Here is a 22,122-nt window from a genome sequence, read left to right on the forward strand (position 1 = left end):
GATCCTACCTCAAAGCCAGTACCCAATAACAGCAATGTTAACTAACTGCAAACCGCACTATTACCCGGTAACAGATGTGTACAACGGCAGGCATGGCCTGTAAAAACTGTTAACCGCAGCTCATTACTGCCGAGTGTCTTTTGTTACCTATTCTTTTACCTTACAGCTGATCCATTTCGCATACATGCCGGCTACGATGCCGTAACCATTCTCAATATTGGAATACACCTTTACAGGTGGCGTGAGCGCATTGCTTTCATCCGCATCGCTCTGCTGCCGGGCGGCTGTTTGCAGGTATTTATAAGCGCTTTCAGAAATACCTATCACCTGTGCCATCATAAAACGGTAGTCAATGGTATTGGATGTTTGCAGTACAAACTGTACCGTTTGCCCGGCAAAACGCTCATCCTTGATCACGATATCCTCATAAAAAGCATCAGAGACAATATCTGCAAAATTATTGCTGAAAGAAGGGTCTAACCGGTATACGATACGTTTCTTCGCCTTTAACTCGCCACCGGTAGTATCTGCCTCATACAGATGAATGCGGTAGTAATTGGTAATGCCCGGCGGGTCCTGCAGGGTAAACCGTACCTGGTTGCCGCCTTTCTGTGCAAAAAGGTCCTGTACTGCGGGCTGCATGGGTATGCTGTCTGTGCCGCGTACGCTGCTGAGCCCTGTCATGGCCGCTGTTACGGTATAATGTTTGCCAGGCCTGGCAGGTAAGCTGGATACAAAATATCCCTTGCCAATGATCTGCTGCCAGTTCACCGTTCCATAAGGCGCGCCATCTTCGAGGATGGTTACCTGCGCCTGCGGCAGCTCCTGAAAGTTCAGGTCATTGATCACCGCCACCGGCTGACTTTTAGTAACCCGAATATACACCGGGCTATCTACCTGTATAAACGTGTTCAGCACGATCCGGTCCCCTTCATAGGGAAGGTCGATATCCGCCTTTTTATTACAGGCCGTGCCTGCGATCAGTAGTCCTATTATACATAACAGCACAACACGCATATCGTTTGTTTTATAATTTGATGCTATAAGTGATACTGGGCAATATGGGCAGTATGGTCACCTGCTGCAGGTACCGTTCCTGTTTGTTATAATCCACCGCTATCTGGTAAAAGAAAGGGTTCTTTTGATTATAGGCATTGTACAGGCTCAGGTTCCAGGTCCTGGTCCGTTTCTTTTTCGTTGTGGTAAAAGTAACGCTCAGGTCCAGGCGGTGGGTATTGGCCGTGCGAACGGCATTGCGCGGCCCCAGCTCATCCACCCTTTGCCCCGGCCCGGCTACCGGATCATAGGGCGAGGGGTCCTGGATACCCTCATAACTGGCTACCGGCAGCGTAACCGGCATTCCCGTGGCAAACTGCCAGCTGCCGGAGAGCTCCCAGTGTTTCCCCAGCCGCTGCATGAATGTTAGCTCAATATTATGCCGTACATCATACTTAAAAGGGAAACGTTGCCCGTTATTTACATCAGGGAACTGGCGGTCTGTCCAGGCCAATGTATACCCCAGCCAGCCTTTGGTATTACCCAGCTTTTTCTCCAGCAGCAGTTCGCCGCCATAGCTGCGCCCGGAGCCTATGATCACCTGGTCATCCCATTTTTTCCCGGCAGAATTGAACATACTGGCTTCCTCCGTATATTCTATCACGTTATTCATGCTTTTGAAATACGCTTCCATAGAAAACTCATACTGATGATCCTCTGTGGTCTTGGCAATACCCAGCGCCCATTGCCTGGATAACATGGGCCGCACTTTTTGGGTAGATGGTACCCAGAGATCCGTAGGCAGGTTAGTACCATTATTGGTGAGCAGGTGGATGGGCTGGTTCATATGGGTATAGGCCGCCTTTAGCGCCCAATGCTGGGGCAACAGGTACCGCAAACCCAGGCGTGGCTGCAGGGAGAGATAAAAACGCTTCTCTACCAGGAAGCCGGCCGTATGCAGCCCTGCATTCAGGTGCAGGTTGGGCGCCAGCTGCCAGTCATCCTCCCCATACATGATCATCTCCACGCCTACCGTATTAAAATTATTATAGGTAGTATCCGGCAGTGATGGCGTAGCAGAATTATCCTCAAAGAAAAAACTGCCTGGTTTAAAAATATGGGTGGTGGAGCCTATTCCGAACTTCACCGCATGATTAGGATTAGGGCGGTAATCAAAATCTATCTTACCTACGCCATTCTGGATACGCGAAATATACCGGCCGTATAATTCAGAATGTTCCGGCACCGTGATACCATCATATTCGTAATGATAGTTAGTAAGGAAGTAGTATTGTGAGTAATTGAAGGTGACATTAGAGAACAACCGCGGACTAAACACATGGTTCCAGCGTAAGGTACCGGTAAGATTACCCCAGCCCAGCCTGAAACCATTCTTCTGGTTATATGGCCCCGGGGAAGGATCATCGCCATCGCTGTTATCATGCTCCTCCTTGATGGAAAGGGCATCCTCCCCGCCATAAGCGCTCAGATAAAGCCGGTCCTTTGGAGAAAAGATATGGTTAATACGCACATTGGCATCATAGAAATAAGCATAGAAATCGCCTTTTTTGCCCAGTCCCAATGTTTTATTCATCGCATCCTGCAACAGCAGGTCAATATAAGAACGCCGGCCGGAGAGGATAAAGGAGGTCCTGTCTTTCCAAAGCGGCCCCTCCACCATAAACTTGGCGGCAATGGTGCTGATGGATACCTCGCCATGGTACTCCTTCATATCGCCGTCTTTCATGGAGATATCTATCACGGATGACAAACGCCCCCCATAGCGGGCGGGAAATGCACCTTTATACAGGTCCGCATTTTTAACAATATCCGGGTTAAATACGGAGAAGATACCAAATACATGGGAGGAGTTAAACACCGGCGTACCGTCCAGCAGTACCAGGTTCTGATCCGGGCTGCCGCCACGTACGCTCATACCGCCGCTGCCCTCTGCCCCGCCGCTTACCCCCGGCAGGCTTTGCAGGGTCCGGAGTACATCCGGCTCGCCCAACAGCTTAGGCACAGACTTTACCTCCGTAACCGCCAGGTTGATCTTGCTCATCTGGGTCTGCTCCTGCAGGTGGGGCTGCATATTTTCCGTTACCACCACCTCCTGCAAACTGTTCAGCGGCTGCAGGGCCACGGTTAGCTGGCGGTTGCCCGTAGCCGGCAGCGGATAACGCTGCGGGGTATAACCCACATAGGACGCCAGCAGGCTGCTGGTATCCTTTTTCAGGGTAAGGCTGTAAAAGCCGTACTGGTTGGTAACGGTGCCGGCCTGCTGTCCGGGGCAATAAATGGTAGCGCCAATGAGCTTTTCGCCGGTATGGGCGTCTTCCGCATACCCGCTGATGGTACGGGCAGGGGTGATCTTTACCGTAAGCACCACCTGGTTGCCGATACGGGTATAGGCAATATCATTAGGCTCAAATAACAGCTCCAGTACTTTTTTGAGGGGTTTGTTGCGCGCATTGATGGTCACCTTACGGGAAAGATCCACCAGGTCGCGGCTAAAAGAAAAGTGAATGCCATAGTTCTTTTCCAGTAAACGGCAGGCTGTTAGCAGGGATTCCTCCTTCAGGACCAGCGTTACCCGGGTATGCCAGTCCCAACCCAGCACCTGCAAGGGAACACAGCTTAGCAGCATCCCTAGCAGCAGCTTTGACATAGACAGTTGGATAATTTGATGGTTAAACGCTTCATGTGACAAGTTTCCGCACACAGTACAGGTAAAGGTGGTAGCTATACGGGTGGCTATCAATTAAGACGTGCCGCCGGAGGGCTACCCCTATTTGCGGGGGTAAAAATAGGATTTAAATACCACCCCCCACCTTTGCACATCCACACATTATTTTATCTTTGCCCCACGCATGTATCAGCTTATCAAGAAACTACTTTTCAGCTTTCCTCCGGAAAACATTCACCATGGCGTTATGCGCGGCCTTAAGATCGCGCACAGCCTGCCACTGGGCAAAAAACTCATCAACGCTTTTTGCAGTTCCAAAAAAACCGGCCTGGAAAGGGAGCTCTGGGGCCTTACCTTCCCTAACCCGGTAGGCCTGGCCGCTGGCTTTGATAAAGATGCGCGTTATACCGATGAACTGGCCAGCCTGGGCTTTGGTTTTGTAGAGATAGGCACTGTTACGCCCCTGGCCCAACCTGGTAATGACCAGCCCCGCCTGTTCCGCCTGCCGGCAGATAAAGCCCTTATCAACCGGATGGGCTTTAACAATGAAGGCGCTGTGGCCGCCGCCAAACGGCTGCTGAAACGGCGCTCCAACATCATTATAGGCGGTAACATTGGCAAGAATAAACAAACCCCCAACGAAGAGGCGGTAAGCGACTACGAAAAATGCTTCCATGCCCTGTTTGATGTGGTGGATTATTTTGTGGTGAACGTAAGCTCGCCCAACACCCCTAACCTGCGCGCACTACAGGAAAAAGAGCCCCTGAAACAGCTGTTGCACCATCTGCAGCTGCTGAACGCGCAAAAAACAAAGTCAAAACCTATATTACTGAAGATAGCGCCGGACCTTACCCCCGAACAGCTGGACGACATCATCGAGATCGTACAGGAAACCGGGCTGGCCGGCATAGTGGCTACCAATACCACCATCAGCCGCGAGGGTTTACAGACCCCGGCGGAGGAAGTAACCGCCATAGGCGCCGGCGGATTAAGCGGCCTGCCCGTAAAGGACAAGTCCACCGCGGTGATCCGTTACATTCATGAGCGGGTCGGCAAAAAGATCCCCATCATAGCGGCCGGCGGCATTTTTACCGCCGCAGACGCCCGCGAGAAACTGGAGGCTGGCGCGGTATTGGTACAGGTATACACCGGGTTTATTTATGAAGGGCCCACTATCGCCAAAAAGATCTGTGCCGGCCTGACTAACCAATAATTGACCATGGAACAACTGTTCACCACGGAGTCCCTCATCAGCTTACTTACACTGGTGCTGATGGAGGTTGTACTGGGCATCGACAATGTTATTTTTGTTTCTATTGTAATGAACCGGCTGCCGGAGCATAAACGGCTGCAGGCCCGCCGTATCTGGATGTTTACCGGCATAGGCGTGCGGGTGATCCTGCTGCTGTGCATTGGCTATATTGTACGCGCGGTAAACCCGCTGTTCCATATAGGCAGCCATGGTTTTAGCCTGCGCGACCTCATTATGCTGGCCGGGGGCCTGTTCCTGCTGATCAAGACCACCCTCGAGATCCACCACAAGCTGGAAGGCGAAGAAGAGGTGAGCATCAAAGGCGGCGGCCAACAGGGCGCCACCCTCCTGAAAGTAGTAGGGCAGATCATCATCATAGACCTGGTATTCTCTTTTGATAGTATCATTACGGCGGTGGGTCTGGCTAAACATGTTCCCATCATGATCATTGCCGTGATCATTGCCATGATCGTTATGTTCATGTTTGCACCCCGTATCAGCAATTTTATACATAAACATCCCACGCTTAAGATGCTGGCCCTCTCCTTCCTGGTAATGGTAGGCGCTATCCTGATCGTAGAAGGCTGGAATGCGGAAAGGGCGCATGAGCTGCACCTGAAGAACTATGTATATTTTGCGATGGCGTTCTCCTTTGCGGTGGAATTGTTGAATATGCGGATGCGCAAGGCAACGGCGAAACCGGTGGAACTGCGGGAACCGAAAGCGGAGTAATTGATGTGCGGATGTGCAGATATGCACATTAATTCATTCTGCACATTAGCTCATTTTCATCAGCACCGCCCCTACCATGCCGGCGGTTTCTGTACGTAACCGGGTATTTCCCAATGATACCGGCTGAAATCCTTTGGCTAATGCAGCCACTACTTCCTCTGGGGTAAAATCCCCTTCAGGGCCTATCAGCAACAAAGTATCCTTACCGGGCAACATAACCTCCTGTAACGGGGTCTTCTGATCCGGCAGGCAGTGCGCAATAAACCGCTGGACCGCCTGGTGTTGCTGTACCAGTTGCTCAAAAGCGGTGGGCGCTGCCAGCTGTGGTAGATAATATTGCTGGGATTGCAGCATAGCGGATACCAGTATATTCTCCAGCCGCTCTGTTTTAAACTTCTCTTTTTCTGTACGATGGGTGATTAAAGGGATGATGCTTTGAATCCCTATCTCCGTAGCCTTTTCCAGGAACCACTCCATACGGGAGGCATTTTTGGTAAAGGCAATGGCAATATGCAGTTGCGGTGTAGGCGCCGGGACGGTTTCCTGCTGTTGTATCTGTACCGTGCAGCGTTTACGGTTATCATCCGTGATCACCGCGGTGAATTTCTGACCAATCCCATTGGCCAGCAGCACCTGCTGACCATTTTCCCTGCGCAACACCTGCACACAGTGTTTGGAGGTGGGCTCGTCCATTGTATAAGAGGCGGCCTCCGGGGATAAGCCTTTGGCGTAAAAAACCGGTAGTTCCATGACAAAAAATGAGCGGTTAAGGTAATTTATTATCCGGGGATCTGCGGTAGAAATCTGTTTAAACATAAGACCACTGTAAAGTTTTTCCAGTATAAGACACCCGTAAAATACGCCGGCTGGGGGAAAATACTACTGGCGGAATAAGGCCATTTGCCGTTCTGCATCTCAGGCGTTTACCGGTATTAGTTCCTTACCCCCGCCGCCACCAATTTCCGCGTTTTGCCCTGAAACCGGATAAACAGCAGCACAGACGCTGTTAACAGCCCCAGTAGCAGCCCCCACCAAATCCCCTGTATACCAAAGCCCCATTGTATACCCAACAGGTAACCAATTGGCAGGCCCAGGCCCCAGTATGCAAACAGGGTAATGACAGTAGGCATCTTTACATCTCCCATGCCGCGCAGGATGCCCAGCCCTACTACCTGGGTGCCATCAAACAGCTGGAAAAAAGCCGCTATGATCAGCAAATGGCTGGCAATAGCGATCACCTCTGGCTCTTTGATGTACATCAAAGGCAGCAGCCGGTTGCCCAGCATGAACACCAGGGCGGCAGTGCCCATCAGCACCAGCACCATATGGTAGCTGGCAATGGCGCTCAGGCGCAGCTCTTTTGGCTGGCCCGCCCCCAGGTGGTTGCCGCTTTTTATACCGGCGGCGGCAGATACGCCGCTGGCCATCATATAGGTCATGGTGGCCAGGCTAATGGCTATCTGGTGGGCAGCCAGCTCCCTGGCGCCTATCCAGCCTACCATGATCACCGCCCCGCTAAAGGCGCTTACTTCAAAGATGTATTGCAGCGCCACGGGCGCGCCTATACCCAGGATCTTTTTGATGGTGGAACGGGATACCTCCCGGAAGTTAAACTGCTGCAGGTAAGGTTTGAACCGGGGGGCTTTCAGCACGTAAATGGCCATACTGGTCCCCATCAGCAAACGGTCCGTGAGGGTGGCAATACCTACGCCTATCACGCCCATACGCGGCATGCCAAACAGGCCGTATACCAGGGTAATGCCCAGCAGCACATTGATCACGTTGCCAATGATGCTGATATTCATAGCCTGACGCGTAAAGCCCAGCCCTTCCGCAAACTGCTTAAAGGACAGGTACACCATCAGCGGCAAAAAAGAAAAACCCAGGAACTGCAGGAAAGGACGCGCCTGTACAGCTACGGCCGCAGGCTGATCCAGCAAACCTATATAGTGACTGCCAATAACGATCACCCCGCAGAGCAGCAGGCCAACGGCCATATTGATCAACAGGCTTTGGCTTAGCAGGGCGCCGCAATAAGCTTTGTTGCCACGGCCATTCTCCTGCGCTATCAGCGGCGTAAGCCCGTAGGAGATCCCGATCCCCATTACCATAAAGATGGTGAAGATGCTGTTGCCCAGGGATACGGCCGCCAGCGGCACCTCGCCGGTATGCCCGATGATGATGCTGTCTGACAGGCCCACCAGGGTATGCCCCAGCTGGGAGATCACAACAGGATAGGCCAAACGGAAATTATCCTTATAGTAAGGTCTGTATCGTTTCAAAGTAAAAAAGGTAAAAGTAAAAAATGGCGATCCGTAACGCTATAGTACAGTTAATATCAAAATAAAGGGCAAACGCACCGTCGTAATATAGTTCACTACCAAAGTAAAAAAGAAAGAGCAAAAATTAAAAAAGGAGGAAACGAACGCCCTCCTTTTTTAGTTTTTGCTCTTATGATTTCAGGGGTACTCCCCTCTTTATTTCATTTTAGAACGGTGCATCTTCCAGGCCATCATCCTCAAAATTCATATCATTCATCTTGGAGCCCTTCTGGATATACAGTTTGGCTTCTTCGCCACCACCGCGGTTACCGCCCATGCCTGCAAACGGACTACCGCCGCCACTACCGCCACCACTTGGGCCGCTAAAGCCGGGGTTCTCGAGGCTGCCATCGTCTTCAAAACGCTGGAACTCCAGTACGGCGCGCAGCTTGATGGTATCCAGCTGACCGTTACGGTGTTTGGCTATACGCACGTGGGTTTCGCCTTTATTGGATTCGCCCATTTCATTGGCGGTGATCTCGTAGTATTCAGGACGGTACAGGAACATTACCATGTCCGCATCCTGTTCGATAGCGCCGGATTCGCGCAAGTCACTCAGCTGCGGCATCTTGTTGCCATCCTTACGTTTTTCCACGTCACGGCTTAACTGGGACAGTGCGATCACCGGTACGTGCAACTCCTTGGCCAGGCCTTTCAGGTCGCGGGAGATCTTACTGATCTCCTGCTCACGGTTGGTGTTACGGCCTTCGCCGCCACCGCTCATCAGCTGCAGGTAGTCAATGATGATCACCCCTACGCCGTGGTTATGCACCAGCCTCCGGCATTTAGCGCGCAGCTCAAAGATGTTCAATGCCGGGGTATCATCTATAAAGATGGGCGCTTTGGCCAAACGCTCAATACCATGGGTCATGAGCTTCTTCATCTCGTACTCTTCCAGTTTACCGCGGGAGATCTTTTCCAGCTTTATCTCTGACTCGGCGGACAGGATACGCTGTACGATCTGCCCGGAGGACATTTCCAGGGAGAATACCGCGGCGCCTTTGGGGAACCGGGGATGCAACGCCGCATTCCTGGCCAGGTTCAGCGCAAAAGCGGTCTTACCTACGGATGGACGGGCCGCGATGATGATAAGATCCGTAGGCTGCCAGCCATAAGTTACCTTATCCAGCGATGGGAAGCCGGAAGGACATCCGGTAATATCGTCGCCTTTATTACGCAGGTCCTCGATACGTTTCATGGTATTTACCAGTACGCGGTCGATGGAGTCGTAGTTCTTACGTAAGTGGTTATTGGTGATCTCGAACAGCTTGGATTCCGCGCCGTCCAGCAGGTCAAATACATCGGCGGTGTCTTCATAGGCCTCGCTCAGGATCTCACCTGAGATACGGATCAACTCCCGCTGAATGAATTTCTGCAGGATGATACGGGCGTGCGCCTCAATATTGGCGGATGATACAACCGTATTCGTTAGCCGGGTAACATAGAATGGTCCGCCGATCATTTCCAGCTCGCCGGAAGATTTCAATTCTTCCACTACGGTCAGGATATCCACCGGCATGGACTTAGCTGCCAGCCGTTGCATGGATTGGAATATCTTCTGATGTGCCTCCACATAGAAACACTCGGGCTTCAAAATCTCTATCACGGTATCAAAGGCTCCCTTTTCCAGCATAATGGCGCCCAATACGGCTTCTTCCATATCCTTGGACTGAGGGGGGATCTTCCCATATACCATAGACGACACATCAATGGATGGCTTCCTTCTTACGTTGTTACGGTCTTTCTTTACATTAAGATCCATTTATGTCAACAGAATTAAAAAAAATGAATGAAAAGGATTACTCTTATGGCTTGTCCCCCATCTGGGCTTTACAATTTTTCTTGCATTCAGATGTTAAGCCTACTTTAACAAATTGTAAACTTTTTTGAGCCGTAAAAACTAAGGTAAAGGCATTTTTCCATTAAAGTCCTACGACCAAAGGATTATATTTATCCGACCTCACCCACACCATATACACACGCAAATTGTCAGTTATCCACTGACTAGGATATGGTTATCCACGTATTGGCTCAACAATACCCCACAAATCTCCGATTATTCACACACTTTGTGCAAAAAGATTTTCCACATAATGCTTGGTTCGTAATTCACATATTCATGTGACGGCAAGGGGCAGATGCTACCGGAAAATGCTTGTTTTTTTAAAAAATATGACACCTACCGGGTACAAAACCGGTAAAATTGGATTTGGCCCCCTCGATTGTTGGTTTATACTATCTTTACAGCACTTTTTATTCAATTATCAAATGACTATCTCTTATAATTGGCTTTGTGACTATTTACCGGTACAGCCGTCACCGGAGGAACTTTCTGTTATTTTAACCCGTATAGGCCTGGAAGTAGAGAGCCTGGAAAAGTTTGAAACAGTAAAAGGCAGCCTGGAAGGCCTGGTAATAGGCGAAGTACTGACCGTAGCAAAACATCCCAATGCGGATAAACTGAGCGTGACCACCGTTAATGTGGGTGGTGATACTCCTTTACATATTGTATGCGGCGCCCCTAATGTGGCTGCCGGTCAAAAAGTGGTGGTAGCCCCCATCGGCGCCACCATCTACCCCGCCTCCGGCGAGCCCCTGACCATGAAAAAGGCCAAGATCCGCGGTGAGGAAAGCGAAGGAATGATCTGCGCAGAGGACGAGATTGGCCTGGGCAGCAGCCATGCCGGCATTATGGTGCTGGATAGCGCCCTGCAACCCGGTACCCCCGCCAGGGAGGTATTTAGCCTGGTACAGGACTGGGTATACGAAATAGGCCTCACTCCCAACCGGATGGACGCCATGAGCCATATAGGCGTGGCCCGCGATGTATGCGCCTACCTGAATAATGTAGAGGGATCTGCCAGATACCAGGTGCAACTGCCTGCCGTAAAAGAGCTGCCCAAAGCAGATACGCCCCTGCCCATTACCGTTACGGTAGAAAATACTGCCGCCTGCCCCCGTTATGCCGGTATTTCCATTACCGGGGTACAGACCGGCCCTTCGCCGGACTGGCTGCGGAATAAACTGGCCGCCATTGGGGTAAGGCCTATTAATAATATAGTAGACATCACCAATTTTATACTCCATGAAACCGGTCAGCCCCTGCATGCTTTTGATGCAGACCAGATAGCCGGCAACAAAGTGATCGTAAAGAACCTGCCCGCGGGCACGCCTTTCATCACCCTGGACGAAAAAGAACGTAAGCTGGACGCCGCAGACCTCATGATCTGCAATGGCAACGGCGAAGGCATGTGTATAGCCGGCGTATTTGGCGGCCTGCACTCCGGCGTAACAGACGCTACCCATAATATCTTCCTGGAAAGCGCCTGCTTTAGCGGAGGCGGCATACGCGCCACCTCTTTCCGCCATGGCCTGCGCACGGATGCGGCTACCCGTTTTGAGAAAGGGGTAGATATCTCCAACACCGTATTTGTATTGCAACGGGCCGCCGCCCTCATTTGTGAGCTGGCCGGCGGACGTATAGCTTCTGATATAATAGATGTATACCCTCAGCCTAAACCCAAAGTGGAAGTAAAATCCACCTGGGCCTATATTAAAAAGCTCAGCGGCAAAGATTATAGTGAAGATAAGATCAGCAATATCCTGAGCTGGCTGGGTTTTGAGATCCTGGAAAGGACCGCAGAATTCCTGCGGGTGAGCGTGCCTTACAGCAAAACAGACATCAGCATACCGGCAGATCTTGTGGAAGAAGTGATGCGGATAGACGGGCTGGATAATGTAGAGATCCCCGCACAGGTGCGTATTACTCCCTCTATTACCGCTAAACCAGACCAGGAGAACATCCGGGAAAAAGTAGCGGGTTACCTGTCAGACAATGGCTTTTACGAGATCTTCACCAACTCCATCACCAATAGCAAGTACTTTAGCCCGGAAGTGCTGGAGCGTACTGTGAAGATGATCAATAACCTGAGCGCGGACCTGGATGTAATGCGCCCCTCCATGCTGGAAACCGGTCTGGAGAGCATTGCCCATAACCTGAACCGCCGCAACGAAAACCTGCTGTTCTTCGAATTTGGTAAAACCTATGCCACCACCGGCGTAGGCCAATACCAGGAAACACAGCATCTGAGCCTGTACCTGACCGGCGCTAAAAGGCCGGAAAGCTGGCTGTATAAGGCTGCCCCGGTAGATTTTTACTTCCTGAAAGGGTATGTAGGCAATGTGCTGGCCCGTTTAAACATCACCAACCTGCAATGGGCAGAGCTGGAGACTGCCGGACTGGATGCTGCCTGGCAGATAAAAGCCGGCAATAAAGCCCTGGTTACCTTGGGCGCTGTATCCGCCGCCAAACTGAAACAGTTTGACATCAAACAGGCGGTATGGTTTGCGGATTTCAACTGGGAATCTGTTTTGGCCGCCTTGCCAAAAAAGGATACCTTTTACAGTGAAATACCTAAGTTCCCCGCCGTACGCCGGGACCTGGCCCTGGTGCTGGACAAACAGGTACGTTTTGCAGATGTAGAGGCGGCCGCCAAAACGGTAAAAGCTCCGCTGCTGCAACATATCAACCTGTTTGACGTTTTTGAGAGCGAGAAGCTGGGCGCCAATAAACGGTCCTACGCGGTAAGCTTTACCTTCCTGGATACGCAGAAAACATTGACAGACAAGGAAATAGATACCGTAATGGATAAGCTGATCAAGGCGTTCGAGACCCAGTTACAGGCACAGATCAGGAAGTAATTACAAATTACGAATTACGATGACCGGAGCGGCTGAAGGGTAATTACGATGACCGGAACGGTCCCTGAGTAATTAATAATTACGGCAACTATACATCAGGAATTGATTGTATTGATAAAACAGCCAATTATTTTAACAATAATATCCGCTACATTACCATTCGTGATTGATAATTAGTAATTTGTAATTAGTAATTCGTAATTATAAAGGGGTGTTATTAGAGCAACATATACAACGCGTTGAAGAGAAGGTGCTCTTGCTGCTGAAAAAGCTACAGCAGGAGCAGGCGGACAATGCTTTGTTGAAAGAACAGTTGCAGTGGCATCAGCAAACAATGGCCCAGCAGCAGCAGGCCATTGAATCGCTGGAAGGCAAGCTGCAGATGGCCAAAATAGCCAATGTAGCCTCTGGGCCGCCCAGCACCCAGGAAGAGGACGAGGACTTTAAGAAGGAAATGCGCAATAAGATCAATGATTATATTAAGGAGATAGACCGTTGTGTTGCGCTGCTGAATGGGTAAGATACTATAAGCAGTAATTCACGTCAAAAACATGTCATGGAACAGCTGATCCCCGTAAATATATTTGTAGCGGACCGCTCTTACCGGATCAAGATCAACCCGGAGGAGGAAGAAGCTGTACGCCGGATCATGAAAGAGGTGAATGAGAAGATCATTGAGTTTAAAACGGCCTATGCCGGCAAGGACCTGCAGGATTATATCGCCATGGCCCTTATCATGTACGCTACCCATCCCGTAACAAGCGGGGGGAAAGCGCAGGCAGAAACAGCGCCGTTCCTGCAGGAGAAGCTCCAGAAGTTGGAGGCCCTGCTGGATGATCAGTTGAAGTAAGGAGGGATTGTAGGCTGACAGTAACCTGTTGACCACCAGGACCTGAAAGAAGCAGGTGGTCATTTAGGTTGACAGTAGACCTGAACGATGACTGGAAACGACAGACAACCGGTCAGTTTTGAAGGCAGATTGACGCGCGGACCAGGAAGAGAGCAGGGAGAAGTGCGCCGGGAGGCGGTATGCAGAGCAGATGCATGGAAAGGGTAAGTTTCGTGGAAAAAATAGATTTACATAAAGTAATACATACTACGCTGGCAGTATACATAAGTATCTCTATAACAACAGATTAAAATAACAGGCCGTAACAGTCCTGCTTTTTACCCCACCGTTCATCCCTACAGCATATCAGCACTTTAACACTTCAGCACATTATTTTTGTTATTTTCGCGCGTCACATCCCTGAAACCAGGGAGTGGAGGAATACTAATATATATTCAATTATAAATCGTTTGTATGGATGCAACTTTAATAACGACAATCGCCGCGGTAGTGGCATTGGTCATAGGGATAGTGCTGGGTAAGGTGATTTTTGCCAAGAGCACAGCGCACAAAATACAGGAAGCGGAGTTACAGGCTCAGAAAATAGTGAGTGAAGCCCAGATAACCGCAGAAACCCTGAAGAAAGATAAGTTACTGGAAGCCAAAGAGAAATACCTGCAACTGAAAAGTGAGCACGAGAAAGAGGTGTTACAGCGCAATCAGAAACTGGCCGACTCAGAGAACAGGATCAAACAGAAAGAATCCAGCCTGAACCAGAAGAACGAGCAGCTGACGAAACAGGTACAGGAGAATGAAGCTATCAAGGAAAACCTGAACCGTCAGATGGAACTGGTAGCTATCAAACGTAACGACCTGGAAAAACACCAGGAAGAGCATATCCGCCGCCTGGAAAAAGTAGCCGGCCTTACCGCAGAAGAAGCTAAACACCAGCTGGTGGAAAGCCTGAAAGAAGAGGCCCGCAGCCAGGCGCTGTCCCATATCCAGGAGATCATTGAGGACGCCAAGAGCAAGGCCAACAAAGAAGCGAAGAAGATCATCATACAATCCATCCAGCGTACCGCTGCAGAGCAGACCATTGAGAACGCCATTACCGTGTTCAACCTGGAAAGCGACGAGATCAAAGGCCAGATCATTGGCCGTGAAGGCCGTAACATCCGCGCCATTGAGGCGGCTACCGGTGTAGACCTGATCGTGGACGATACCCCGGAGGCCATTGTATTATCCTCTTTTGATCCCCTGCGCAGGGAAATTGCCCGCCTCTCCCTCCAGCGCCTGGTACAGGACGGCCGTATACACCCTGCCCGTATTGAGGAAGTGGTGGAAAAGACCAAGAAACAACTGGAAGAGCAGGTAATGGACATTGGCGAGAGAACGGTGATCGAACTCGGTATCCACGGCCTGCATAAAGAGCTGGTGCGCCTGGTAGGTAAGATGCGTTTCCGCTCCTCCTACGGTCAGAACCTGCTGATGCACTCCAAAGAAACCGCTAACCTTTGCGGCGTAATGGCGGCAGAACTGGGCCTGAACCCCAAGCTGGCCAAACGCGCCGGTCTGCTGCACGATATAGGCAAGGTGCCGGACGAAGAAACAGAACTGAGCCATGCACTGCTGGGCGCTAAACTCTGTGAAAAATATGGCGAACATGCCGCCGTGGTGAATGCCGTAGGCGCCCACCACGATGAAATGGAAATGCAGTATGTGATCTCCCCCATCGTACAGGCCTGTGACGCTATCAGCGGCGCACGTCCCGGCGCCCGGCGCGAGATCATGCAAAGCTACCTGCAACGCATCAAAGACCTGGAGAACCTGGCGCTGGCCCACGAAGGCGTGGAAAAAGCCTACGCTATACAGGCCGGCCGCGAACTGCGCGTGATCGTAGAAAGCGACAAGGTAACAGATGGCGATGCAGACCGTCTTTCTTTTGACATTGCTACCAAAATACAAACGGAAATGCAGTACCCCGGCCAGATCAAGGTAACCGTGATCCGGGAAAAACGTTCCGTGAATGTAGCCAGGTAAAACATATGATATTATAAATGTTAAAATCCGTTCACCAGCTGGTGAACGGATTTTTTTTTAGGTAGATAACGTAACTTGTAAGGCCAATTTTCCTCTTATGAGCCAAAATCCCTGCCGGTACTCCCTTTCCGGGCGTACATACTTACTCCCGTACCTGTTATTAACTTTTGCAGCCATAGTAATGGTATCCTGCGGTAAAGATGATGTAGCCCGTCCGCAACAGCCCAGGATAGACAGCTTGCATTCGCGGTTCGTGCTCAATGCCAGCGCATTCAATTACAGCATATTGCCCATAGGCGCTGTGCCCACCGGTGATCCCTTTCCGATGGTATTATTCTCCTACCGGGATGGGAAACCGTACCTGCGTACCGGCTATGGAATAGAATTGGGTTTCATCAATGTCCGCTACAGCCGGCTGGTATATGATAGCGTGGCTTATAACGGCAATAGCCTTATCACTACTATCACCATCACGCGGCATTACCGGGGCACAGATATTAACATGCCGCCCCGGCAGCGGGATATTGTCCTGGAAAACGGCCGCATGCTGCAGCAGATCACAGAAAAAGATACCACGCGCTACTATTATGACGGCAACAAGCTCTCCCGGCGCGAGATCCGCTCAAAAAGCCATAGAGTAACACAGCAGTTCTATTTTAACCTGAGCGGAAACCTCGAAAAAGTGACCAGCCGCGATAGCAGTAATTACGATAATGCATTACTTGGCACTACCGAAGAAACTTTTAGCGGGTACGATAACAGTCCTAATCCTTTCCGTCAGCGTTTCCTGATGATATGGGAGGACCTGTTCTACCGGAGCCTGTCCGTAAATAATTATACCCAATATAACATGGTCACCTACACACCAGGGATCGACATCCCCGCCATGACAAACATTGTCAGCACCTTTTACTACCGTAACGACGGCACGCTGGATTTTACAAAATAAACCGGTAAAATGCTTATCTTAAGGTCTTTGTGAACATTCAAATCCTTAATAAAGCAGCATCATGAAAAGCACCACGTCTTTACGCGCCGGCCTGCTGGCAGCAGGTTTATTTTTGGCTACAACAGCCGCTATGGCGCAGAAAGCCCAACCCTTATTCAATGGTAAGAACCTGGACGGCTGGAAGATCTACGGCACAGAAAAATGGTATGTAGACAACGGCACCCTGGTATGCGAAAGCGGCCCGGATAAAGAATATGGCTACCTAGGTACCGATAAGGACTTCAAGGACTTTGAACTGACCGTGGAGTTTAAGCAGGAAGCCAACGGTAACAGCGGCGTATTCTTCCACTCTACCATAGAAGGCACCAAGATCACCGGCTGGCAGGCAGAAGTAGCCCCTCCCAATTCCCATACTGGCGGTATTTACGAATCTTATGGGCGCGGATGGCTTATACAGCCCACTGCTGATAAGGAACAATACCTGAAAATGGGCGAATGGAACACCATGAAGGTGCGGGTCAAGGGCAACGAGGTAACCACCTGGCTCAATGGGCACGAAATGATCACCCTGAACGATGAAAAGATTGGCGGGCGCAATGGCCAGATAGCCCTGCAAATACATTCCGGCGGCGGTATTAAGGTACGCTGGCGCAATATCCGCATACAAACCCTGTAATCCGCAGCGCGGCACAGAAAATCATATTATAATACGCTGTAATGCACTACCAGCGGCCTGTTCCATTTATTAAGCGGACAGGCCGCTTTTTTATATATAATTATTGCAATCGTTTGCAAATTATCTACGGGGTTATTATCTTGTTAACTCGGACTGAAAAAACCATTTAAAGTTAAACTTACATTTCACGCTATGAAGAACATGCTCAAGAGGGGCGGACTGTGGCTATTTCTGCTATGCCACTGCCTGATCGTCCACGCCCAAAATGCCACCATTCAAGGAAACGTAACAGATGCCAAGACCGGCGCGCCGCTGCCGGGAGTGACGGTATCTGTAAAAGGCAAATCCAGCGGCACGCAAACAGACCCCCAGGGCCATTACAAGCTGTCATTGCCCGGCGGCGGCGCCACCCTGGTGTTTTCTTTTATCGGGTACCTGCCGCAGGAAGAACCGGTAAATGGCCGCTCCACTATCGACATAAAGCTGGGTGAAGACCTGAAAAAGCTGGAAGAAGTAGTGGTAGTGGGTTATGGCGCCCAGAAAAAGAAAGATGTGACCGGCGCTATTGCCTCCATCAATTCCAAATCCATACAGGAAGTATCCGTTACCAACCCGCAACAGGCGTTGCAGGGCCGCGTAGCCGGTATTGATGTATTGATCAACAGTAACAAACCCGGTGATGAGCCCCGGGTGCGCGTACGCGGTAACCGCTCCATTACAGCCGGTAACGACCCGCTGTATGTGGTAGATGGGATCCCTTATGCCGGTAACCTGAACGATATTAACCCTTCAGATATATCCTCCATGGATGTGCTGAAGGACGCCTCTGCCACGGCCATCTATGGCTCCCGCGGCGCCAACGGTGTAATACTGGTCACCACCACGCGGGGTAAGTCGGCAATGCCCACCCGGGTAACCTATAACGCAGATTATGGCATTATCAAAGCATTGGGTACCACGGATATGATGGATGCCACCCAATATACCAATATGAGAAGGGAGGCCAACCGCACGATCGGGAAGTATAATGATAACAACCCCGATTCTTCCGATGCCGCCATTTTCACGCCCCTTGAATACGAGAACATAAAACGGGGCGTAAATACCAACTGGCAGGACCTGCTGCTGTCTACCGGCTGGCAAACATCCCATAACCTGGGCATATCCGGCGGCTCAGAGAAGACCAAATATGCCGCCAGCCTGGGCTATTTTAAACAACAGGGCGTATTTGAGCTGCAGAGCTATGAGCGTTATAATATACATGTGAACCTGGACCAGGAGATCACCAAACGTATACGCGCAGGCGTATCCCTGCTGGGCACGTACAGCAAACGGCGGGGCGAGACCTATAACGGGATGAGCGCGGCCCTGAAAATGCTGCCCATTGCAGACCCGTACGATGCCAACGGTAACCTCATCATCCTCCCCACTGGCGATAGCCAGCAGCCCAACGCGTTGCTGGATTATGTGCCCGGCAACCGTGTAGAAGACAGGAACCGTTTCCGCCTGTTCACCAGCCTGTATGGCGAAGTGGATATCGTGGATGGTCTTAAATACCGGCTGAATGTAGGCCCGGATCTTCAGACCAGCAACTATGGCCTGTTCCAGGGTAAGAACAACACAGACCTGCTGATAGGCGGCGGCGATGCCACTGCTCAAAAGACCAACCAAACCGTATTCGCTTACACAGTAGAGAACCTGCTTACTTATAATAAAGTATTCAATAAGAAACATAACCTGGGCGTTACCGCCCTGTATAGCGTGCAGCGCCAGCGCGAAGACACCTCTAACGCCAGTGTAAGAGGCCTGCCGGTAGAAAGCATGCAATTCTATAACCTGGATGATGCCGGCAACGTAACCGCGCTTGGCAGCCAGCTGGGCACCTGGACCATCCTCTCTTATATGGGCCGTATCAATTATGGCTTTGACGACCGTTACCTGATCACCTTAACCCTGCGTGCGGACGGATCTTCCCGTTTTGCGCCGGGTAAACAATGGGGTTATTTCCCCTCTGTGGCCGTGGCCTGGAACATGACCAGCGAAACGTTCATGAAAAACATTTCCTGGCTGGACAACCTGAAGGTGCGCGGCAGCTACGGTAAGATTGGTAACACCGGTATACCGCCATATGCCACACAGGGCGCGTTGTTACGCACGCCGTACTCCTTTAACAACAAAGGCCTGTTGGGATATCAGCCCAACCAGCTGCGCAATCCCAACCTTACCTGGGAAACCACCGCTTCTGTGAACGTAGGCTTTGACTATAGCCTGTTCAAAGGCCGTATTAGCGGTACCGTGGACTGGTACAAACAGAAGACCACAGATCTGTTGCTCCAACGCCTGCTGCCCTTCAGCAATGGCTTCAACAGCGTGCTGGAAAACGTAGGCTCTACGCAGAACAAGGGCTTTGAAGCAGCATTATCCGCCGCCATTATCCAAAACCCTAATGGGTTTAACTGGAGCATGGATGTGAATTTTTTCCTGAACCGGGAAAAGATCCTGTCATTGGGCAACGGCGGTAAAAACGACCCTGGTAACAGCTGGTTCATAGGCCAGCCTATTACCGTGTATTATGATTACCAGAAAGTAGGTATCTGGCAAACGGAAGCGGAAGCGCAGGTATATCAGCAGCACCAGGGTGAGATCCGTTTAAATGATGTTAACCAGGACAAAAAGCTGGACGCAAATGACCGCGTGATCCTGGGTTCTCAACAGCCAGACTGGTCCGGCGGTTTTACCCAGCGTTTCTCCTGGAAAGGCATAGACCTTAACGTAGTAGCGTTTGCGCGCATAGGAGGTATGGTAAGAAGCGAGTTTTACCAGAACTACAATACCCTGTTTGGCCGGTATAACAACCTGGATGTAAATTACTGGACGCCCTCCAATCATACCAATGATTTTCCGCTGCCCAACCGCAACCAGGAGCGCCCCAATAACTATACCGCCCTCAGTTATTTTGACGCCACCTTCTTCAAGATCCGTAATATAGGCATAGGCTACACGCTGCCGCAGGATCTGATGAAACGCTGGGGTATGCAATCCCTGCGGGTACATGCGGATGTTAAGCAGCCGCTGATCCTGGCGCCTTACCGTCAGAAATATAAAGGTATAGATCCGGAAGATGTGACAACCATCACCGTGGACGCACCGGCCACCTGGATGCTGCAATTTGGGATCAATGCTACTTTTTAATGCTTAAAAACCGCAAGTAATGAACAAGAGAAAAATATACTGGTTAATAGCGTTGCTGGGCTTTGCCACGGTAAGCTGTAACAAAATGCTGGAGGAAGACCTGGTATCTACCGTAAACGACGATTTTTATAATACCGCCAGCGGCTTCAACTCCGCTATTAATGGTTCTTACCTGGCCATGCGCAGCTTTTACAGCACGGAAAGGGGAATGACGCTGACCGTGTTTGGCACAGATACCTACTCCAACGGCTCTGATGGCGACTTTAAATGGGTGAACCAATACACCTCCCAGCTGGATGGCCGCTATGCCCACCTGCGGGAGCTCTGGAACTCTGTTTACCAATCCATAAACACCTGCAATGTGGTGATAAGCCGGGCCGATAATATCCCTGGTCTGGATTCCGCCGTAAAACGTAATGGCGTAGCGCAGGCACGTTTCTGCCGCGCGCATTACCATTTTTTGCTGATGCAGATGTTTGGCGCCGTTCCCTTACGCCTGACGGAAAATAAGGATATCGTAACAGAAGCATATCGCGACTCTGCGGTGAATATCTATAACGCAGTGATCGAAGACCTGCTGTATGCGGAGGCCAACCTGCCGGAGGTATTAAATACCGCGGACTTCGGCCGCGCCAGCAAACCGGCTGCAGAGCACCTGCTGGCCAGGGTTTACCTGACCCGTGGCTACTCTAACCTGAAACAGCCTACGGATTTTGACAATGCCGCCAAATATGCGCAGATGGTGATCAGCAACTACGGCTTTTCACTGCTGCCGGATGTAGGCCAGGTATGGGCCCAGGGCAAGGAGAACAATGCAGAAACAGTATGGGCAGTGCAGTACACCAACGACGCGCTATACAATACCGCGGATAATAATGCCTGCCGGTTCTTCCTGATGCAGTATGACATCCTTAAAGGTATGAAGCGCGATCTGCCCAATGGCACCCCCTGGAAACGCTTCCGCCCTACAAAATTCCTGCTGGATACCCTTTACCAGGAACGGGTGCACGATAGCCGGTATGAGAAATTCTTTACCTCCGTATGGAGAGTGAACGCCCCCACCGGTAACCTGAAAATGGGCGATACCTCCGTATGGATGCCAGGTTATAACGTAACAGACGAAGAGATCAAGAGTAAGCCTTACCTGCTGGTACCGCCCCGGAACTATACACAGGTATTATATCCTTCCCTTAACAAATTTGCGGACGCGCTGCGCCCGGATAACCAGGCCTCCGGCGTACGGCCCTTTATCGCCTTCCGCCTGGCGGAAGATTATCTGAACGCCGCGGAAGCATTCGTGATGAAAGGCGAGCCCGCCAATGCCCTCCCCCTCATCAATACCTTGCGTATGCGTGCCGCCCGCCAGGGCGCCACACCGGAAGAAACGGAAGCGCACCGCCAGGCCATGAAGGTAACGCAGGCCCAGATGACACTGGATTTCATGTTAGATGAAAGGGCACGGGAGATGGTAGGTGAGCAAACCCGCTGGTTTGACCTGAAACGCACCGGCACCCTGCTGGACCGGGTAAAGAAACACAACCCGGAAGCGGCTAATAATATCCGGCCCAAACATCTGCTGCGCCCCATTCCGCAGGATCAGATAGACAGGGTGAGCAACCCGGCCGATTTTCCGCAGAACCCGGAATATTAGTAAGAACAGGTTTACGAATAGTTATATGATGTAGATCCGGCAGCGGGCTATCCTCGTGATGGTCCGCTGCTCCTTTTTAGGCAATATACCCGCTGAT

At 50.9% G+C, this 22,122-nt stretch carries 15 protein-coding genes; 10 read left to right on the plus strand and 5 right to left on the minus strand.

Annotated features, from left to right (window positions below; all coding sequences use genetic code 11):
* Positions 1–147: 147 nt before the first annotated feature.
* Positions 148–1,017, minus strand: coding sequence for a DUF4249 domain-containing protein (locus F0L74_RS32280; RefSeq protein WP_149841992.1), 870 nt, complete (start codon positions 1,015–1,017; stop codon positions 148–150).
* A gap of 10 nt (positions 1,018–1,027) precedes the next feature.
* A complete protein-coding gene (locus tag F0L74_RS32285) occupies positions 1,028–3,664 on the minus strand; it encodes a TonB-dependent receptor (protein ID WP_149841993.1) in 2,637 nt (878 codons plus the stop codon).
* A 202-nt stretch (positions 3,665–3,866) separates the two neighbouring features.
* On the opposite strand from F0L74_RS32285, the gene F0L74_RS32290 reads away from it, so the two are divergent.
* Together F0L74_RS32290 and F0L74_RS32295 are read left to right on the plus strand one after the other, a co-directional pair.
* On the plus strand, positions 3,867–4,895 hold the full coding sequence (locus F0L74_RS32290; RefSeq protein WP_149841994.1) for a quinone-dependent dihydroorotate dehydrogenase: 1,029 nt from the start codon (positions 3,867–3,869) through the stop codon (positions 4,893–4,895).
* Between the two features lie 6 nt (positions 4,896–4,901).
* A complete protein-coding gene (locus F0L74_RS32295) occupies positions 4,902–5,666 on the plus strand; it encodes a TerC family protein (RefSeq protein ID WP_149841995.1) in 765 nt (254 codons plus the stop codon).
* Positions 5,667–5,711: 45 nt separating this feature from the next.
* Here F0L74_RS32295 and F0L74_RS32300 read toward each other — a convergent pair whose 3' ends face one another.
* The 3 genes from F0L74_RS32300 to dnaB form a co-directional block, all read right to left on the minus strand.
* On the minus strand, positions 5,712–6,416 hold the full coding sequence (locus tag F0L74_RS32300; protein WP_149841996.1) for an RsmE family RNA methyltransferase: 705 nt from the start codon (positions 6,414–6,416) through the stop codon (positions 5,712–5,714).
* 182 nt (positions 6,417–6,598) lie between these two features.
* The gene (locus tag F0L74_RS32305) at positions 6,599–7,948 is read right to left on the minus strand and encodes an MATE family efflux transporter (protein ID WP_149841997.1); all 1,350 of its coding nucleotides are present in this window, start codon (positions 7,946–7,948) and stop codon (positions 6,599–6,601) included.
* 205 nt (positions 7,949–8,153) lie between these two features.
* Positions 8,154–9,749: a replicative DNA helicase gene (gene dnaB, locus F0L74_RS32310; RefSeq protein ID WP_149841998.1), complete on the minus strand. Its 1,596-nt coding sequence runs from the start codon at positions 9,747–9,749 to the stop codon at positions 8,154–8,156.
* A 506-nt stretch (positions 9,750–10,255) separates the two neighbouring features.
* Here dnaB and pheT point away from each other — a divergent pair.
* From pheT to F0L74_RS32350, 8 genes are all read left to right on the plus strand, one after another.
* A complete protein-coding gene (gene pheT / locus F0L74_RS32315) occupies positions 10,256–12,688 on the plus strand; it encodes a phenylalanine--tRNA ligase subunit beta (RefSeq protein ID WP_149841999.1) in 2,433 nt (810 codons plus the stop codon).
* 211 nt (positions 12,689–12,899) lie between these two features.
* Positions 12,900–13,208 (plus strand): hypothetical protein, encoded by a 309-nt coding sequence (locus tag F0L74_RS32320; RefSeq protein ID WP_149842000.1) that lies wholly within the window; start codon positions 12,900–12,902, stop codon positions 13,206–13,208.
* Positions 13,209–13,244: 36 nt separating this feature from the next.
* Positions 13,245–13,538: a cell division protein ZapA gene (locus F0L74_RS32325; protein WP_149842001.1), complete on the plus strand. Its 294-nt coding sequence runs from the start codon at positions 13,245–13,247 to the stop codon at positions 13,536–13,538.
* A 453-nt stretch (positions 13,539–13,991) separates the two neighbouring features.
* Positions 13,992–15,557 (plus strand): ribonuclease Y, encoded by a 1,566-nt coding sequence (gene rny / locus F0L74_RS32330; protein ID WP_149842002.1) that lies wholly within the window; start codon positions 13,992–13,994, stop codon positions 15,555–15,557.
* A 97-nt stretch (positions 15,558–15,654) separates the two neighbouring features.
* Positions 15,655–16,506, plus strand: a complete 852-nt coding sequence (locus F0L74_RS32335; RefSeq protein WP_149842003.1) for a hypothetical protein — start codon at positions 15,655–15,657, stop codon at positions 16,504–16,506.
* A gap of 61 nt (positions 16,507–16,567) precedes the next feature.
* The gene (locus F0L74_RS32340) at positions 16,568–17,182 is read left to right on the plus strand and encodes a 3-keto-disaccharide hydrolase (RefSeq protein WP_149842004.1); all 615 of its coding nucleotides are present in this window, start codon (positions 16,568–16,570) and stop codon (positions 17,180–17,182) included.
* A 192-nt stretch (positions 17,183–17,374) separates the two neighbouring features.
* Entirely contained in the window at positions 17,375–20,374 is a 3,000-nt protein-coding gene (locus tag F0L74_RS32345; protein ID WP_149842005.1) for a SusC/RagA family TonB-linked outer membrane protein, read from the plus strand.
* A 19-nt stretch (positions 20,375–20,393) separates the two neighbouring features.
* Entirely contained in the window at positions 20,394–22,025 is a 1,632-nt protein-coding gene (locus F0L74_RS32350) for a RagB/SusD family nutrient uptake outer membrane protein (RefSeq protein WP_149842006.1), read from the plus strand.
* Positions 22,026–22,122: the final 97 nt, after the last annotated feature.

The sequence above is a fragment of the Chitinophaga agrisoli genome, from assembly GCF_008386695.1.
GTDB lineage: Bacteria > Bacteroidota > Bacteroidia > Chitinophagales > Chitinophagaceae > Chitinophaga > Chitinophaga agrisoli.

Bases quoted from the DNA above. Each gene is read 5' to 3' on its own strand.
- F0L74_RS32325 (WP_149842001.1), top strand. From the start codon at position 13,245: ATGGAACAGCTGATCCCCGTAAATATATTTGTAGCGGACCGCTCTTAC.
- F0L74_RS32285 (WP_149841993.1), bottom strand. From the start codon at position 3,664: ATGTCAAAGCTGCTGCTAGGGATGCTGCTAAGCTGTGTTCCCTTGCAG.
- dnaB (WP_149841998.1), bottom strand. From the start codon at position 9,749: ATGGATCTTAATGTAAAGAAAGACCGTAACAACGTAAGAAGGAAGCCA.
- F0L74_RS32345 (WP_149842005.1), top strand. From the start codon at position 17,375: ATGAAGAACATGCTCAAGAGGGGCGGACTGTGGCTATTTCTGCTATGC.
- F0L74_RS32290 (WP_149841994.1), top strand. From the start codon at position 3,867: ATGTATCAGCTTATCAAGAAACTACTTTTCAGCTTTCCTCCGGAAAAC.
- F0L74_RS32300 (WP_149841996.1), bottom strand. From the start codon at position 6,416: ATGGAACTACCGGTTTTTTACGCCAAAGGCTTATCCCCGGAGGCCGCC.
- F0L74_RS32350 (WP_149842006.1), top strand. From the start codon at position 20,394: ATGAACAAGAGAAAAATATACTGGTTAATAGCGTTGCTGGGCTTTGCC.
- pheT (WP_149841999.1), top strand. From the start codon at position 10,256: ATGACTATCTCTTATAATTGGCTTTGTGACTATTTACCGGTACAGCCG.
- F0L74_RS32340 (WP_149842004.1), top strand. From the start codon at position 16,568: ATGAAAAGCACCACGTCTTTACGCGCCGGCCTGCTGGCAGCAGGTTTA.
- F0L74_RS32335 (WP_149842003.1), top strand. From the start codon at position 15,655: ATGAGCCAAAATCCCTGCCGGTACTCCCTTTCCGGGCGTACATACTTA.
- F0L74_RS32295 (WP_149841995.1), top strand. From the start codon at position 4,902: ATGGAACAACTGTTCACCACGGAGTCCCTCATCAGCTTACTTACACTG.
- rny (WP_149842002.1), top strand. From the start codon at position 13,992: ATGGATGCAACTTTAATAACGACAATCGCCGCGGTAGTGGCATTGGTC.
- F0L74_RS32280 (WP_149841992.1), bottom strand. From the start codon at position 1,017: ATGCGTGTTGTGCTGTTATGTATAATAGGACTACTGATCGCAGGCACG.